Here is a 15,204-nt window from a genome sequence, read left to right on the forward strand (position 1 = left end):
CCTGGGAATCGTCATTCCGGGCGAACCGGAAGGGCGGGATGAATTAAGTGCCCGCGGTGAAGAACGAGGCGAGCCGGGTATTGATGTTCTCGGCGATCTCGTTGGCGGCACGATCCTCGGCATCGCGCACCGCGCGGTTGCGGGAGAAGCGCTGATAGGAGCCGGGCATGTCATAGGACACGCGCGAGAACGTGGTGCCGGTCATCACCGATTTGCCAGTCGCGACCTCGACCAGATTGTACTGACAGTCGATGCCGTAGTTTTCGCTGCTCGGCAGACCGGTGCTGGGATCGACGATCAGGGACGATTTGCTCGAGTTGAAGCGGATCACCAGGCGGTGGGTCGGCGGCATGCCGGTGGCGGTGCCATAGAGCTTGAAGGCCAGAGCATTGCGGACCTCGACGCCGACGCGGGCCTCGCGGGAGGCATTTGGCTTGTCGACAGGAGGCAGCTCGACCCCCATCAGCTTCTCGCGCAGGCCGGGGGTTCCGTCGGTATGCTCGGCATACATCGGCTGGAAGCAGCCGGCCGTCATGGCCGCCAGTGCGGCGACCGCCAGCAAGCGGGCTGCGATGCGGATCCTAGCCGACAACATTCACGATCCTCTTGGGGACGATAATCACCTTGCGGACGGGCTTGCCGTCCAGCGCCAGTTTTACCGCATCGAGGGCCAAAACGGCAGCCTCGATTTCCGGATTCTCGGCCCCTGTTGCAACTGTGACCTCGCCCCGCTTCTTGCCGTTGACCTGGACCACCAGGGTCACACTGTCTTCAACCAGCAAATCGCGTTCGATTTGGGGCCAATTGGCCTCGGAAACCAACCCGCCGTGGCCGAGAACCTGCCAACACTCCTCGGCCAAATGCGGCATCATCGGGGAGAACAGCTGGACCAGGATCTGGCTGGCCTCCCGGATCGCCCAGGCCAAATCTGGAGCCGGCTGGCCGGGACGCTGCAAGATCTCCGCAAACGCATTGGTGAATTCGCGGATATGGGCGAGGCAGACGTTGAAGTGCAGCCGCTCGATTCCGGTGGTGACCTTGTCCAGCGCCCCATGGGCGGCCTTGCGCAAGGCGGTGGCGTCCGGGCCGAAGCTGGCGGGCCGGGCCGCCGGCGCGGCCTTGCCGCCTTCGACAGAGTCGTTCACCAGCCGCCACAGCCGCTGCACGAAGCGCGAGGCGCCTTGGACGCGCTCATCGCTCCAGATCACGTCGCGCTCGGGCGGGGAGTCCGACAGCATGAACCAGCGGGCGACGTCGGCGCCATAGGTCTCGATGATGTCGTCGGGGTCGACCGTATTCTTCTTCGACTTCGACATCTTCTCGATCGGGCCGATCTGGATGTCTTCGCCTGACGTCAGCAGCGTCGCGCGGCGGCCGTTGGCGCCGGTCTCGACCTTCACCTCGACCGGCTGGACGTAGGTGCCGTCGGCCTTCTGATAGGTCTCGTGCACCACCATGCCCTGCGTGAACATGCCGGCGAACGGCTCGTCCAGTGCGATGTGACCGGTCGCCTTCATGGCGCGCGTGAAGAAGCGGCTGTAGAGCAGATGCAGGATCGCGTGCTCGACGCCGCCGATATACTGGTCGACCGGCAGCATCCGGTTGGCGACCTCTGGCGTCGTCGGCGCGTTCTCGTTCCAGGGATCGGTGAAGCGCGCAAAGTACCAGGACGAATCCACGAAGGTGTCCATGGTGTCGGTTTCACGCTGCGCCTTGCCGCCGCATTTGGGGCAGCTGACGTGCTTCCAGGTCGGGTGATGGTCGAGCGCGTTGCCGGGCTTGTCGAAGGTTGCATCGTCCGGCAGCTTCACCGGCAGGTCTGCGTCAGGCACTGGCACCACATCGCATTTGGGACAATGGATGACGGGGATCGGGCAGCCCCAATAGCGCTGGCGCGAAATACCCCAGTCGCGCAGGCGGAAATTGACCTGACGCTCGCCGACCGGCGCGTTGCCGCGCAGCTCGGTCTCGAGACGCTTCGCCACCTCGTCCTTGGCCTGATCGATTGTCATGCCGTCGAGGAAGCGCGAATTGATCATGCGGCCGTCACCGTCATAGGCGGTATCGGTGATGACGAACGATTTCGGATCCTGGCCCTCAGGGCACACCACCGGCGTGTTGCCGAGAGCGTACTTGTTGACGAAGTCGAGGTCGCGCTGGTCGTGTGCGGGACAGCCGAAAATGGCGCCGGTGCCGTATTCCATCAGCACGAAGTTGGCGACATAGACCGGCAGCTTCCAGCTCGGATCGAACGGGTGAACCGCGCGGATGCCGGTATCGAATCCCTGCTTCTCGGCGGTGTCGATGATCTCCTGCGCCGTGCCCATCCGCTTGATCTCGCCGATGAACTCGGCGAGCGCAGGGTTTTTGGCGGCGGCGGCCTGCGCCAGCGGATGATCGGCCGAGATCGCCATGAACTTCGCGCCGAACAACGTGTCCGGGCGCGTCGTGAAAATCTTCAGCTCGCTCTCACCGGCCGGTGTTGTCGCCGTATCGAGCGCGAAGCGGATCAGCAGCCCCTCGGACCGGCCGATCCAGTTGCGCTGCATCAGCCGCACCTTGTCGGGCCAGCGATCCAGCGTATCCAGTGCCGACAGCAGCTCCTGCGAGTACTTCGTGATCTTGAAGACCCACTGGTTCATTTCCCGTTGTTCGACAACGGCACCCGAACGCCAGCCCTTCCCGTCGATCACTTGCTCATTGGCGAGCACGGTCATGTCGACGGGGTCCCAGTTCACCTTGCGCTTCTCGCGCTCGGCGAGGCCTTCGCGCAGGAAGTCCAGAAACATCTTCTGCTGGTGCTTGTAATAGGAGGGATCGCAGGTCGCGATCTCACGGCTCCAGTCCAGCGACAGCCCGATCGAACGGAGCTGCTTCTTCATCGCGGCGATGTTGTCGTAGGTCCAGGCCTTCGGCGCCACCTTGCGCTCGATCGCGGCGTTCTCGGCCGGCAGGCCGAAAGCGTCCCAGCCCATCGGGTGCAGCACGTTGAAACCCTTGGCGCGCATGAAGCGGGCCAGTACGTCGCCGAGCGTGTAATTGCGGACATGGCCAATATGGATGCGCCCCGACGGGTAGGGGAACATCTCGAGCACATAATATTTCGGCCGCGGATCGTCGTTCCTGGAGACGAAGATCGCCTGTTGGTCCCAGGCGGCTTGCCAGCGCGGTTCGGCGTCGCGGGCGTTGTAGCGTTCGGAGGTCATGGAATCGTTGGGTTTTCGTGGATCTGGGCCGGCTAAAGACGGCGGACTAGGCCATAGAAGTCCTCAAGGGGTCAATGGGTTGCCGCAATTTGGGAACCTCCGCGACCGTCCCGGGTAAATAGTGGGGCCGCCATTGGGGTGTGATTAAAAGGTTGCTACGGGTTACCCCTCAGCCCGCCATCATCATTTCCGCCGCGCCGTTGTCGATCACCGTGATGCCGTGCTCGACGACGTTGTTGCGGCCGCGATGTTTGGCGGCGTAGAGCGCGGCGTCGGCGGCTTCGATCAAATCGCCCGGGCGCAAGCTCTCGTTGGGCTTTGTCGCGGCAACGCCGATCGAGACGGTGACGATCATGTGGTCGGAGGTGATGTGCGGCAGGCACAGCTTCAGCACGGCCGCGCGCGCCTGTTCGCCGATTTCGACGGCGCGCGCGACGTCGGTGTTCGGCAACAACAGGCAGAATTCCTCGCCGCCGTAGCGGGCCGCGAAGCCCATCGTGTCGGCGGCGATGCCGGACAGCGATTCGCCGAGCCTGGTCAGGCAGGAATCGCCTTCGAGATGGCCGTAGGTGTCGTTGAACAGCTTGAAATGGTCGACGTCGATCATCAACAGTGCGAGGTCGCTGCCATATTGCTGCGCGCGCATCCATTCGAAGTCGAGGCGGCTCTGGAAGCCGCGGCGGTTGGCAAGTCCCGACAACATGTCGATCGAGGCCATCACCGTGAGCCGGTCATTGCTCGCCATCAGCTCGCGTTCGCGCTGGCTGAGCTGCGCGGCCATCGCGTTGAACGCACGGGCCAGCGGCACGAACTCGGACGGCAGGCGGTTGCGCGCGGCACGCGCCGAGAGATCGCCCTCGCCCAGACGCTTGGCCATGTCGGCGAGCATCCTGATCGGCTTGATCACCAGTTTCTCGGCTGCGATCAGCGCGCCGAGCAGCACGAATACGACGACGAAAGCAAGCTGGAGATAGGCGGTGCGGATGTCGCGGCTCACGGCGGCGGACACCTTGTCCTCGTCGATGCTGGCGATCAGGCGGGCATTGGTTCCGGCAATGCGGATATAGCTGACCGCGCGGCGGGAGCCGTCGGCAGCGAGGAAAGAGAGGGAACCTTCGTCCTGATCCGACCTCAGCGCCTTGTCGGCGATCGCGGACATCAGCGGCATGTTGTCGAGTGGACGTCCGATTGCACTATGCTGGTCGGCCGGTGCGGCCAGCACGGTGCCGGTGCTGTCGACCAGCACGGCCGTGATGCCGGCGCGACCCCCCAGATTGCTCATGACCTTCGACATCCAGTCGAGGTTGACGGTGGCGAGCACGACGGCATCTGCTGCGCCGCTGAAGGCGGATACCGGGTAAACCGCCATGACGGTCGGTGTCGGCACCGGGCGCGACATGATGAAGTCGCTCAGCACGAAGCGGCCGGTTTCCTGCGCCTGCTGGAAGTACGGCCGGTCACTGAGGTCGAGGCCGACATACATGTTGTTGGTGGCGCACTGGATGCGTCCGTCCTGGCCGGCGATCAGAAGCGTGCGGATCCAGGGGAGATTCGACGGCAGGCTCGCGCGCAGCACGTCGCAGCTTTTGCTGATGCCGCCGGCGGAGGCGCGGATGAAAGCTTCCGATTTCAGGATGGTCTCGACCGACGAGATCACCTCGCGCTGCGCGTCGGCGCTGTGTCTTGCGACGGTGGTGAATTCGGCCGTGGCCTGCGCGATCTGCCGCGTGCGCGTGTCTTCGAGCGAACGGATGCGCTCGAACATCAAAGGCGTCACCAGAATGACCGCGAGCAACGCAAGCCGCGCCCGGATTCCGAGAACCTGCTTGAGTTTCACTCGTTTGCGGTTGAAACTGACGTTTGCCATCTTCGCTGCCCACCCCGCGGCTAAGGTAAAGCGAAGGGTTCAAAAACTCTTTCTTGAACTCGGTAAAATTAGAACTACCTCCGCAACAATCAGCTCCGATGCGACATCATGACCGAAGCCAACGCCGCGCCGCTAACCGGCCATTCACCAAACGCGCTCGCCGCGGTCGAAGCCGAAATCGCGCGCGCCTGCAAGGATGCGCGGCGCGAACGTGGCTCCGTGACCTTGATCGCGGTGTCGAAAACTTTCGCCGCGGATGCAATTACCCCGGTCATCGACGCCGGACAGCGCGTATTCGGTGAAAATCGCGTGCAGGAGGCCAAAGCCAAATGGCCCGCGTTAACGTCTGTTTACTCCGAAATCGCGCTGCATCTGATCGGGCCGCTGCAATCCAACAAGGCGAAAGAGGCGGTCGCGCTGTTCGATGCCATCCATTCGGTCGACCGCCCGAGCATTTGCCAGGCGTTAGCCAAGGAAATCAAATCCCAGAACAAGCACCCGGAATTGTTCGTCCAGATCAATATCGGTGAGGAGCCGCAGAAGGCGGGCATCGCCCCCGGCGAGGCCGATGCCTTCATCGCGAGCTGCCGCGACACCTACGGGCTGACGATCTCGGGGTTGATGTGCATCCCGCCGGTGGACGAGCCGCCGGCCGCGCATTTCGCGTTGACCGCCAAGATCGCCGCGCGCAATGGATTGAAGAAGCTCTCGATGGGCATGAGCGCGGATTATGCGACCGCGATCATGCTCGGCGCCACTCATGTGCGCGTGGGCAGTGCGATCTTCGGGCACCGGTGATCATAGGCGAATTTGTTTTTGGTCGTCCTGGCGAAAGCCAGGACCCATTACCCCGATAGTCTGTTTGACCAAGACCGTGGCAACGACCGTTCTGCCCTTTGCGTAGATCACGCGGTATGGGTCCTGGCTTTCGCCAGGACGACAGTGGGGATGAGCCTATTCGAACCTCACCGACACCGTCCCCAGCACGCCGAAATCCGCGGCGAGATGATCGCCGGCCTGGATCGGCAGCGGCGGATGGCACGTGCCCGTGGTCACCACCTCTCCTGCCCGCAAGCTGATGCCGAGCCCACGCAGCTCGTTGGCCAGCCAGGCGAGCGCAATGCGGGGATCGCCGAGCACGTTCTTGCCGTGGCCGAGATAGCGCTGGCCACGCAGCGTGATCTGCGGCCGCTGCTCGACGAGATCCATGGCGCGCCAGTTCGCGTTCGTCGCTGCGCCCAGCACGAACAGATGCGCACAGGCGTTGTCGGCGATCAGCTGCGCCTCGCCGGCGCTGGCGAAATCGGCAAAGCGTGAATCGGGAATCTCGATCGCGGGATGCAAGCTGTCCACGGCGGCGAGCACCTCGTCGACAGTATAAGGTGCCGTGCGCGGCGGCAGATCGCGTCCCATGCGGAAAGCGAACTCGGGTTCGCCGACGCGCATTGCGTTGCCCTTCATCGAGGCGGTGCCGCCATCGGCGATCACGGTGTCGCTCATGATCCGACCGGCCAGCGGTCCCGCGACATTGATGTGCTTCTGTCCGGACTCGCTCGTCGCCGCGATCTTCCAGCCGAACAAGGTCCCGCCGAGCGCTGCCTGTACGGCGTAACCCTCGGTCCGGTTCTGAGGCCGCAACCCCGCCTCCAGCGCGTCAATCTTGGTGCCGTCGCGCCAATGTCGGATGAGGACGCGCGATGCGGCGGCGATCTGATCCCTGTCGAGCATGTGTCCTCACCCGATGATGATTTTTGTTTTTGGTCCCAGCCGCCGCAGCAATTGTCGCATCGCCGCTTGGGTCATCGAGACGCAGCCTGCGGTCGGGCCGAAATTGTCGCGCGCGAGATGCAAGAACACCGCGCTGCCCCGGCCGGCGATCCGCGGCCTCGTATTGTGGTCGATTTCGATGATGAAGTCATAGAGATGGTCGGCCCGCTTCAGCCTGTCGCCGCCCTGCCCCTCGCCGAGGCGGATTCCCTGATTGTAGTGACGGTCCTTGGGATCCTCGCACCAGGCGTCCTCGCCGGTGATGATCCGGGCCGGCAGGAAGGTCTGCGGGCGGCTGTACCGGTCGCCCCGCCACCACAATCGCCTGGGACGGAAGCTGCCCCTCGGGGTGCCGCCATCGCCCTCGCGCTTGTTCGCCAGAATGCCGCCACGTCCGAGCGCCACCGGAATCGTCAGCGCTCCGGCGGTCAGCCAGCCCCGGCGCGGATTCCCGGCGGCAGCCTTAACGCGGATCGCCGAGAGCGGCCCGGCGCTTCGGTTCATGGTGTAACTAGCTGAAGCAGCTTTATTTTTCATATGAACGTGCGATGTCGAATTCATTACAGGACATTCATCAAAACGGCCTGCTATTCTGGGTTAGAGTGGTTCTGGCTTGTGAATCGGTAACAGCCCACTACTTCAAGACGAACAACAATAATAATTGCGACCCCTAAACTTCCCTCTCGGCTGGGTGCAGCATGGATGCGCGCCGCGCCGGACCCCAAAAGGATGACCCCCTATGGCCAATGCCCGCAAGATCCTGATCGTGGATGACGATACCGATCTGCGCGATACGTTGGTGGAGCAATTGTCGCTGCACGAAGAGTTTGAAGCCTCCGCGGTCGATACCGGCGCCAAGGGCGCGAGCGCCGCGAAGGCCAATGCCCCCGATCTCGTTCTGATGGATGTTGGCCTGCCCGACACGGATGGCCGCGAAGTGGTCCGTTCATTGCGCAAGGGCGGGTTCAAGGCTCCGATCATCATGCTCACCGGGCATGACACCGATTCCGACACGATTTTGGGGCTGGAATCCGGCGCTAACGACTATGTCGCAAAACCCTTCCGCTTCGCCGTGCTGCTGGCGCGCATCCGCGCCCAGCTCCGGCAGCACGAAGCCAGCGAGGACGCGGTGTTCTCGGTCGGCCCCTACTCTTTCCGGCCCGGCTCCAAGATGCTGACCGCCGCCAATGCGCGCAAGGTCCGGTTGACGGAGAAGGAAACCGCCATCCTTCGCTTCCTCTACCGGGCCGGCCAGATGCCGGTCTCACGCGAGACCCTGCTCCAGGAGGTCTGGGGCTACAATTCCGGCGTCACCACCCACACGTTGGAAACCCACATCTACCGGCTTCGCCAGAAGATCGAGAAGGACGCCGCCAACCCGGAGATCCTGGTCACGGAAGCCGGTGGCTACAAGCTGGTGCCGTGATACGCTTTGGGGCGTGCGAATCGTTTTAGATTGCGTGCCCTTGAGCCCCGGACCTGAATGTCAATCGACGACGATGTAGCGCTTCTCGAGCGTGTCCCGACACTGCGCCTGTTGGGAGACGCTTCGTTGCGCATGCTGGCGATCGGTTCCGAGCAGCGTAACTTCGTCCGCGGCGACGTCTTGTTCAATCTCGGCGACGATGCCGATGCCGGCTTCGTGGTCCAGCGCGGCGCCTTCCGGGTCGACGACGGCGCCGGCGCGGAGATGATCGCAAGTCCCGGTGCGCTGATCGGCGAGCTCGCGCTGATCGTGCCGATGAAGCGGCCGTCGAGCGCGATCGCGATCGAGCACGCCTCCGTCATCCGCGTCGCGCGCAGCCTGTTTCAGCGCGTGCTCGAAAGCGACCCGCCCGCCGCCGTTCGCCTGCGCGACGAGTTCGCGGTGCGCTCCAGCCAGATCGCCAGCGATATATTGATGGCTGGTGCGAAGTTGACGAGCTAGCAGTGCAGTAGCCCGGATGGAGCGCAGCGTAATCCGGGATTCTCGCCTACGGAAAAACTGCCCCGGATTACGCTGCGCTCCATCTGGGCTACAGATCACACCTCGAGCGTCACTGTCACCGGCACATGGTCCGACGGCCGCTCCCAGCTGCGCGCATCGCGCAAAATCCTGAAATCACTGACTGCATCTTTCAGCGCGCGCGAGACCCAGATGTGGTCGAGCCTGCGGCCGCGGTCGCCGACGGTCCAATCGGCGGAGCGGTAGCTCCACCAGGTGTAGACCTTCTCCGACATTGGAATGCGCTCGCGCGCGACGTCGACCCACTCGCCGGCGGCGAGCGCGGCTTGCAGCTTCTCGGTTTCGACGGGCGTGTGCGACACCACTTTGAGAAGCTGCTTGTGCGACCAGACGTCGTTCTCATGCGGGGCGACGTTGAGATCGCCGACCAGGATGTGGCGATCCTCGCCGCGCGGATGCAACGGCTCGCACGCCTTCATCTCGTCGAGGAAGCGGAGCTTGTGATCGAATTTCTCGTTCAGCGCGGGATCGGGAATGTCGCCGCCGGCCGGCACGTAGAAATTATGCACCACCAGGGGCTTCGCGATCCCGGCCTTCTCACCGAACGATACCGAGATGTGGCGTGAATCCACCTTGTCGCAGAAGGTTCGGATGTCCTTCGACTCGAACGGTATCTTCGAGACGATGGCGACGCCGTGATAACCCTTCTGACCGTTCAACGCGACATGCTCGTAGCCGAGCCGCTTGAAGCGCTTCAGCGGAAAAGCGTCGTCGATGCACTTGGTCTCCTGGAGACACAGCACGTCCGGCCGTGCGCTCTTGAGAAATTTTGCGACCAGATCGATGCGTAGCCGCACCGAATTGATGTTCCAGGTTGTCAGGGAAAAACGCATGAGGGATGCGTCTTAGCATGGATTGGCGTGGGGAAAATGCTTGTCCACAGGGGCGGAATCGTATGGTGGGTTAGCGCAGCGTAACCCACCATGCTTCCACATTTGCGGACCGAGATGGTGGGTACGTCTTCGGCTAACCCACCCTACGGCACCTAGCCCGGCGACGGGCCGTAATTGGTGAAGTCGATCTTGAACATGCCGGGATCGAGCTTCTTGCTCGTATCCAGATTATAGACCGCGATCGTGGTGTCGTAGCCCTGCGGATCTGTGACGGTCCACTGCTTCAACTGGCCGTCCTTGGCGCCGAACATCAGCAGAAGGCGACTGGTGCCGACCAGCGCCTGCTTCTCCTCGATGGTGACGCTGACGAAGACGTCGTCGGCCGAGACGTTGACGACGTTGGTGTCCTTCATCAGGTCGATGCGGTCGGACAGCAGGAAACGCAGCGGTGTTTGCGACAGCGGATAGACGTCCTGCGTCGCCAGCTTGCGGTCGCGCACCACCAGCGACGATCCGTCGGCGACGATGTCGATCGGGCTAGGCGCGTCATATTCGAAGCGCACCTTGCCCGGCTTCTGGATGTAGAAGTCGCCTTGCGTCTTGCTGCCGTCGGGGCCGACCTGGACGAAATTTCCGACCAGCGTCGACAATGACGACAAATAGGCGCTGACCTTGGCGGCCTGGGCCTTCTGGTTCGCATCGAAGGTCTGGAAGATGCTGCTCGGCACATTGCGGCGCGGATCCGGGATCACCGGATTCGGCGGCGTCTGGGTCGCGCCGGTGACCGCGGGCCCTCCACCTGCCGGACCACCATCGCGGCCCTTCGGCGCGGGCTTCGGCACGGGAACGGTCTGCGCAAAGGACGCTGCACTCACCATCGCGGCGGTGACTAGAATCACGCCGGCCATGCGCGCGCTTCGCGCGGCGACGATGGCAGCGAATCGAATGTCCGGATGTCTGATCAACGCGTCGTCCTGTGTGGCTGGGCGCCCTTTTAGCGTGATTTCGGCCAAAAGCAGATAACGTTTTTGCGTGAAATGGTGGTCTGGGGCGGCTCGCCTCACATATGGCTGTCTTCTTCCTCGACCAGAATCTCGCGCTTGCCGGCGTGGTTGGCGGGTCCGACGATGCCCTCCAGTTCCATGCGCTCCATCAGCGATGCGGCGCGGTTATAGCCGATCTGCAGGCGGCGCTGGATGTAGCTGGTCGAAGCCTTGCGGTCGCGTTTGACGATCGCAACGGCCTGCGAGAACAAATCGCCGCCGCCATCCGCGCCCATGGCGGACGCGTCGAACACCGCGCCGTCCTCGTCCTCGCTGGGTTCTTCGGCCGTGACGGCTTCGAGATATTCCGGCTGTCCCTGAGTCTTGAGGTGGCGCACCACCTTCTCGACTTCCTCGTCCGAGGCGAAAGGTCCGTGCACGCGGCTGATGCGACCGCCGCCGGCCATGTAGAGCATGTCGCCCTGGCCGAGCAGCTGCTCGGCGCCCATCTCGCCGAGAATCGTACGGCTGTCGATCTTGGATGTCACCTGGAAGGCGATGCGGGTCGGGAAGTTCGCCTTGATGGTGCCGGTGATGACGTCGACCGATGGACGCTGCGTTGCGAGGATCACGTGCAGCCCGGCGGCGCGCGCCATCTGCGCGAGGCGCTGCACCGCGCCTTCGATGTCCTTGCCGGCAACCATCATCAGGTCGGCCATTTCGTCGACGATGATGACGATGTAGGGCAGCGGGTCGAGCGAGAGTTTCTCTTCCTCGTAGATCGCCTTGCCGGTTTCCTTGTCGAAGCCGGTGTGCACCGTGCGGGTCGGCTCTTCGCCCTTGGCCTTCAATTCGAGCAAGCGCGTGTTGTAGCCGTCGATGTTGCGCACACCGAGCTTGGCCATGTTCTTGTAGCGCTCTTCCATCTCGCGCACGGCCCATTTCAGCGCGACCACCGCCTTCTTCGGGTCGGTCACGACGGGCGTGAGCAGATGGGGAATACCGTCATAGACTGAGAGTTCGAGCATCTTCGGATCGACCATGATCAGGCGGCACTGGTCCGGGCGCAGCCGGTAGACCAGGCTGAGGATCATGGTGTTGATGGCGACCGACTTGCCGGAGCCGGTGGTACCGGCGATCAGCATGTGCGGCGTGCGTGCGAGGTCGATGATGACGGGATCACCGCCGATGGTCTTGCCGAGGCAGAGCGGCAGCTTCGCAACCGAATCGACGGTCTCCTTGGCGACCAGCAGCTCGCGCAGATAGACCTTCTCGCGATGGGCGTTCGGCAGCTCGATGCCGATGGCGTTGCGGCCGGGCACGACGGCGACGCGCGCCGACAGCGCGCTCATCGAACGCGCGATGTCGTCGGACAGTCCGATCACGCGCGACGATTTGATCCCCGGCGCCGGCTCCAGCTCGTACAGCGTGACCACAGGACCAGGATTGGATTTCACGATCTCGCCGCGAACGCCGAAATCTTGCAGCACGCCTTCGAGCGCGCGCGAATTGGTTTCCAGCTCGGCCTTACTGAGCGGCTGGCGATCGCCGGCCTTCGGTGCGGCCAGCACCGACACGGACGGAAGCTCGAACTTGTCGGAGGATTTCTTGGAAGCGGCCTTGGGCGCAGCCTTCTTGCGCGGCGCGCGGGCGGCGGGCTCCTCCTCCTCTTCCTCGTCTTCTTCGACCTCTTCGTGCTCGTCGTCGTAGTCCTCGTCCTGAGCCTGCGGCGAGATCGACGGCGCGGCGCGGCCGCCACCGAGCTTCGGCTCCTGGCGGCTGAATGCAACGGCCTTGGTCTTCGGTCCGCTCGAGACCAGCGAGCGGTAGGCCGCGCCAAGCAGCCAGATCAGCCGTGCTTTCGTGCTCATCAAGGCGTGGAACAGCCAGCCTAGCGATACCGAACCGCGATCGCTCTCCTCGTCCTGGTCGAGCGGCTTGTCGTCGTCCTCGATCTCCGCGAGTTCGTCGTCATGCTCGCGTGCGCCGAGGCCGCAGGCGATCAGGAAAGTCGCCGCCATCGCGGCGAACAGGATCATGCCGAGCACGATTCGATAGATCATGCCCGGCGGTCCGAAGATCACCGCGGGCGCGCGAACCAGCGCATCGCCGACCACGCCGCCGAGGCCTGTCGGCAGCGGCCAGGCGCCGCCATGGGGCCAGCAGCTGACGAAGCCCGCCGCGATCACCGTGCAGAGAATCCAGGAGCCGAGCCGCAGCGCCTCGCGGTCGAACGGGCGATGGGTCAGCATGCGCCAGCCCCAGACCGCGACCGTCAGGACCAGCATGATCGCGCCGAGCCCGAGGATCTGCATCGCAAGGTCGGCGCCGATTGCGCCGGCATAGCCGAGAATGTTGCGGATCGGCCGCGACGTTGCATGGCTGAGGCTGGGATCCTGCACCGACCAGGTCATCAGAGCCGCAGAGGCGACGCCCGACAAAGCGATCAGGCCGAGCCCGCTGAGCTCGCGCACACGCCGCGCCAGACCCTCGCGGATCGAGGGCGGCAGATGGCCGACCAGGGGAATGACACGTTCGATTGTCGACATGCTCACGGGCCCCGCCTAACCCAGAGTCTCGACCAGGCGGTGCAGCGCCTGCGCCGTGGTCTCGCCATCCTGCACCAGCGCAAGGCGAATGTAGCCTGCGCCGGGATTGAAGCCGTCGGGCTGGAGCCGCGCCAGGTAGCTGCCGGGCACCACGCGCACGCCTGCTTCCGTGAAGAGTTTCAGGCACACGGACACGTCGTCGCCGATTTCTGACGTGTTGAGCCAGACGCAGAAGCCGGCGTCGGGCCGGTGATAGCCGTAACGATTGCCGATGATCTGGTCGGCGAGATCGAACTTGATCCGGTAGAGCCTGCGGTTCTCCTCGACATGCGCCTCGTCGCCATAGGCGACGGTCGCGACATGCTGCAACGGGACTGGCACCTGCGGCGCCGCGATGTTGCGCAGCTCGAGGAACATGCCGATGAGTTTTTTGTCCCCGGCGGCGAAGCCGACGCGCAGGCCCGGCAGGTTCGAGCGCTTCGACAGCGACTGGAACGCAACCACGCGGGTGAAATCAGGGCCGGCGCATTCGAGCGCACTGCCGGGCGCTTCGCGGGTGTAGATCTCCGAATAGCACTCGTCGCTGAGGATCACGAAGCCGTAGCGGTCGGCGAGCTGCTTCAGGCGCGTGAAATAATCGCGAGAGGCGACCGAGCCCTGCGGGTTGGCGGGCGAGGCCAGATAGAATGCCACGGTGCGCGCCAGCGTCGCCTCGTCGATGGCGTCAAGATCGGGCAGGAAGCCGTTCTCGGCCGTCGTCGGCAGGTAGACCGGCTCGCAGGCGGCGGCGCGGGCACCGGCGCCATAGACCGGATAGAACGGGTTCGGCATCAGGATCGCCGGCTTGCCGGGACGCGGACCGACATAGCGCGCCGCCGCGATCGCGGCGAGGAACAGGCCTTCACGGCTGCCATTGAGGACGAGAATCTCGCTCTCGGGATCGAGGGCGCGCGGCAGCTTGAAACGCGACGACAGCCAGGCGCCCGCAGCCTTGCGGAACGGGTCGGTTCCCTTGTTCGCGGGGTAACGGCCGAAATCGGCGATATGCTTGGCCAGCACCGGGCCGACGAAGTCGGGCACAGGATGCTGCGGCTCGCCGACGGCAAGCGAAATCAAAGGCTTGCCGGGCTGATGCGGCGCCAGCAGTTCGTTCAGCCGGACGAAGGGAGAGCGTTCACTATCGGAGCTTCCACTGTCCTGCGGCGCACGGGATGAAGCGGTCATAGCCATTCTGGACGCCAGCACTCTTGGAACAGCCGGTCGCGACCAAGGCGCCGGCGGGAAGCGGTTCAGTTCACCATAGATAGGGCGAGGTTAAGACGCGATTAACCATCGGTCGCCGGCGCCGTCCAGAGCAGGAATAATGAGGCCGGATAACATACGGGATGCGGGCCACGGGGGGAGCTGGTTCTTGCACCTCTCCCGCTTGCGGGAGAGGTCGGCGCGTAGCGCCGGGTGAGGGTTCTCTCCATCCAGGGACTGTCCCGATGTTGAGACACCCTCTCCCCAGCCCTTCCCCGCATGCGGGGGAGGGAGCGCGCCGTCATCGCGGCCTTTAATGCGCCGGCAGCTTCTCGAATGTCGCCATGCCCGCGGGGATCGCGTGGAAGTCCTGCTTGTCGCAGGTGTAGATCGCCATCTGCGGATGGAACTGCGCAGGGTCGTCCAGCGTGCCGACCTTCAGGATTGCGGCCGGCAGGCCGGGAACCTTGGTCACCAGATGGGTCCCGCATTCGGCGCAGAATTCGCGCGTGACGGCGCGTTCGAGGTCCTCGCGCGTGAACTGCTTGGGTTGCCCGGTGATGTAGCTGAAGCCGGCCGCCGGCATCGCGATGAAAGTGTTGGGCGCGCCGCCCGAGATGTACTGGCACTCACGGCAATGACACTGCGCCTGCATCATCGGGTCGCCCTCGGCGACATAGCGCACTTCGCCGCAATAGCATCCGCCTTCCAAACGCATGACGACCTCCCTTTTGTTGTTTGTTGTGGTCGAT

At 64.0% G+C, this 15,204-nt stretch carries 13 protein-coding genes; 3 read left to right on the forward strand and 10 right to left on the reverse strand.

What is annotated here, in order from left to right; all coding sequences use genetic code 11:
• Nucleotides 1–43 precede the first annotated feature (43 nt).
• From lptE to AC0L3S_RS23880, 3 genes are all read right to left on the reverse strand, one after another.
• Complete coding sequence (gene lptE / locus AC0L3S_RS23870; protein WP_473264277.1) at nt 44–595, reverse strand: LPS assembly lipoprotein LptE; 552 nt, start codon at nt 593–595, stop codon at nt 44–46.
• Nucleotides 582–3,206: a leucine--tRNA ligase gene (leuS, locus tag AC0L3S_RS23875; protein WP_473281657.1), complete on the reverse strand. Its 2,625-nt coding sequence runs from the start codon at nt 3,204–3,206 to the stop codon at nt 582–584. Before leuS ends, lptE begins: the two co-directional genes overlap by 14 nt.
• Before the next feature lie 169 nt (nt 3,207–3,375).
• Nucleotides 3,376–5,073 carry a diguanylate cyclase domain-containing protein gene (locus tag AC0L3S_RS23880; RefSeq protein WP_473264275.1) on the reverse strand — a complete coding sequence of 566 codons (1,698 nt, stop codon included), beginning with the start codon at nt 5,071–5,073 and terminating at the stop codon, nt 3,376–3,378.
• A 108-nt stretch (nt 5,074–5,181) separates the two neighbouring features.
• On the opposite strand from AC0L3S_RS23880, the gene AC0L3S_RS23885 reads away from it, so the two are divergent.
• Nucleotides 5,182–5,871: a YggS family pyridoxal phosphate-dependent enzyme gene (locus AC0L3S_RS23885; RefSeq protein ID WP_473281659.1), complete on the forward strand. Its 690-nt coding sequence runs from the start codon at nt 5,182–5,184 to the stop codon at nt 5,869–5,871.
• A gap of 156 nt (nt 5,872–6,027) precedes the next feature.
• Here the strand turns inward: AC0L3S_RS23885 and AC0L3S_RS23890 are convergent, their stop codons facing one another.
• The gene (locus AC0L3S_RS23890) at nt 6,028–6,801 is read right to left on the reverse strand and encodes a 2-keto-4-pentenoate hydratase (protein ID WP_473264273.1); all 774 of its coding nucleotides are present in this window, start codon (nt 6,799–6,801) and stop codon (nt 6,028–6,030) included.
• A 6-nt stretch (nt 6,802–6,807) separates the two neighbouring features.
• A complete protein-coding gene (locus tag AC0L3S_RS23895; RefSeq protein ID WP_473281661.1) occupies nt 6,808–7,344 on the reverse strand; it encodes a L,D-transpeptidase family protein in 537 nt (178 codons plus the stop codon).
• Between the two features lie 235 nt (nt 7,345–7,579).
• Between AC0L3S_RS23895 and AC0L3S_RS23900 the strand changes: the two genes are divergently transcribed.
• Nucleotides 7,580–8,266 carry a response regulator transcription factor gene (locus AC0L3S_RS23900; protein WP_007598630.1) on the forward strand — a complete coding sequence of 229 codons (687 nt, stop codon included), beginning with the start codon at nt 7,580–7,582 and terminating at the stop codon, nt 8,264–8,266.
• 57 nt (nt 8,267–8,323) lie between these two features.
• Nucleotides 8,324–8,767, forward strand: a complete 444-nt coding sequence (locus AC0L3S_RS23905) for a cyclic nucleotide-binding domain-containing protein (protein ID WP_473264271.1) — start codon at nt 8,324–8,326, stop codon at nt 8,765–8,767.
• Nucleotides 8,768–8,862: 95 nt separating this feature from the next.
• On the opposite strand, the gene xth is transcribed toward AC0L3S_RS23905, so the two are convergent.
• The 5 genes from xth to AC0L3S_RS23930 all read right to left on the reverse strand — a co-directional run bounded on the left by xth (nt 8,863) and on the right by AC0L3S_RS23930 (nt 15,170).
• Complete coding sequence (gene xth / locus AC0L3S_RS23910) at nt 8,863–9,678, reverse strand: exodeoxyribonuclease III (protein ID WP_473264270.1); 816 nt, start codon at nt 9,676–9,678, stop codon at nt 8,863–8,865.
• 152 nt (nt 9,679–9,830) lie between these two features.
• A complete protein-coding gene (locus tag AC0L3S_RS23915) occupies nt 9,831–10,586 on the reverse strand; it encodes an outer membrane lipoprotein carrier protein LolA (protein ID WP_456769767.1) in 756 nt (251 codons plus the stop codon).
• Nucleotides 10,587–10,738: 152 nt separating this feature from the next.
• Nucleotides 10,739–13,216, reverse strand: a complete 2,478-nt coding sequence (locus AC0L3S_RS23920) for a DNA translocase FtsK (RefSeq protein ID WP_473281663.1) — start codon at nt 13,214–13,216, stop codon at nt 10,739–10,741.
• A 9-nt stretch (nt 13,217–13,225) separates the two neighbouring features.
• Nucleotides 13,226–14,440 (reverse strand): aminotransferase class I/II-fold pyridoxal phosphate-dependent enzyme, encoded by a 1,215-nt coding sequence (locus AC0L3S_RS23925; RefSeq protein WP_473281665.1) that lies wholly within the window; start codon nt 14,438–14,440, stop codon nt 13,226–13,228.
• Between the two features lie 325 nt (nt 14,441–14,765).
• A complete protein-coding gene (locus AC0L3S_RS23930) occupies nt 14,766–15,170 on the reverse strand; it encodes a GFA family protein (RefSeq protein WP_473281667.1) in 405 nt (134 codons plus the stop codon).
• Nucleotides 15,171–15,204: the final 34 nt, after the last annotated feature.

It is taken from the genome of Bradyrhizobium sp. Ken01 (assembly GCF_055807355.1).

What these genes read in the sequence shown, in the direction of transcription:
- lptE (WP_473264277.1), bottom strand. Translation starts at nt 595, where the DNA reads ATGTTGTCGGCTAGGATCCGCATCGCAGCCCGCTTGCTGGCGGTCGCC.
- leuS (WP_473281657.1), bottom strand. Translation starts at nt 3,206, where the DNA reads ATGACCTCCGAACGCTACAACGCCCGCGACGCCGAACCGCGCTGGCAA.
- AC0L3S_RS23880 (WP_473264275.1), bottom strand. Translation starts at nt 5,073, where the DNA reads ATGGCAAACGTCAGTTTCAACCGCAAACGAGTGAAACTCAAGCAGGTT.
- AC0L3S_RS23885 (WP_473281659.1), top strand. Translation starts at nt 5,182, where the DNA reads ATGACCGAAGCCAACGCCGCGCCGCTAACCGGCCATTCACCAAACGCG.
- AC0L3S_RS23890 (WP_473264273.1), bottom strand. Translation starts at nt 6,801, where the DNA reads ATGCTCGACAGGGATCAGATCGCCGCCGCATCGCGCGTCCTCATCCGA.
- AC0L3S_RS23895 (WP_473281661.1), bottom strand. Translation starts at nt 7,344, where the DNA reads ATGAACCGAAGCGCCGGGCCGCTCTCGGCGATCCGCGTTAAGGCTGCC.
- AC0L3S_RS23900 (WP_007598630.1), top strand. Translation starts at nt 7,580, where the DNA reads ATGGCCAATGCCCGCAAGATCCTGATCGTGGATGACGATACCGATCTG.
- AC0L3S_RS23905 (WP_473264271.1), top strand. Translation starts at nt 8,324, where the DNA reads ATGTCAATCGACGACGATGTAGCGCTTCTCGAGCGTGTCCCGACACTG.
- xth (WP_473264270.1), bottom strand. Translation starts at nt 9,678, where the DNA reads ATGCGTTTTTCCCTGACAACCTGGAACATCAATTCGGTGCGGCTACGC.
- AC0L3S_RS23915 (WP_456769767.1), bottom strand. Translation starts at nt 10,586, where the DNA reads ATGGCCGGCGTGATTCTAGTCACCGCCGCGATGGTGAGTGCAGCGTCC.
- AC0L3S_RS23925 (WP_473281665.1), bottom strand. Translation starts at nt 14,440, where the DNA reads ATGGCTATGACCGCTTCATCCCGTGCGCCGCAGGACAGTGGAAGCTCC.
- AC0L3S_RS23930 (WP_473281667.1), bottom strand. Translation starts at nt 15,170, where the DNA reads ATGCGTTTGGAAGGCGGATGCTATTGCGGCGAAGTGCGCTATGTCGCC.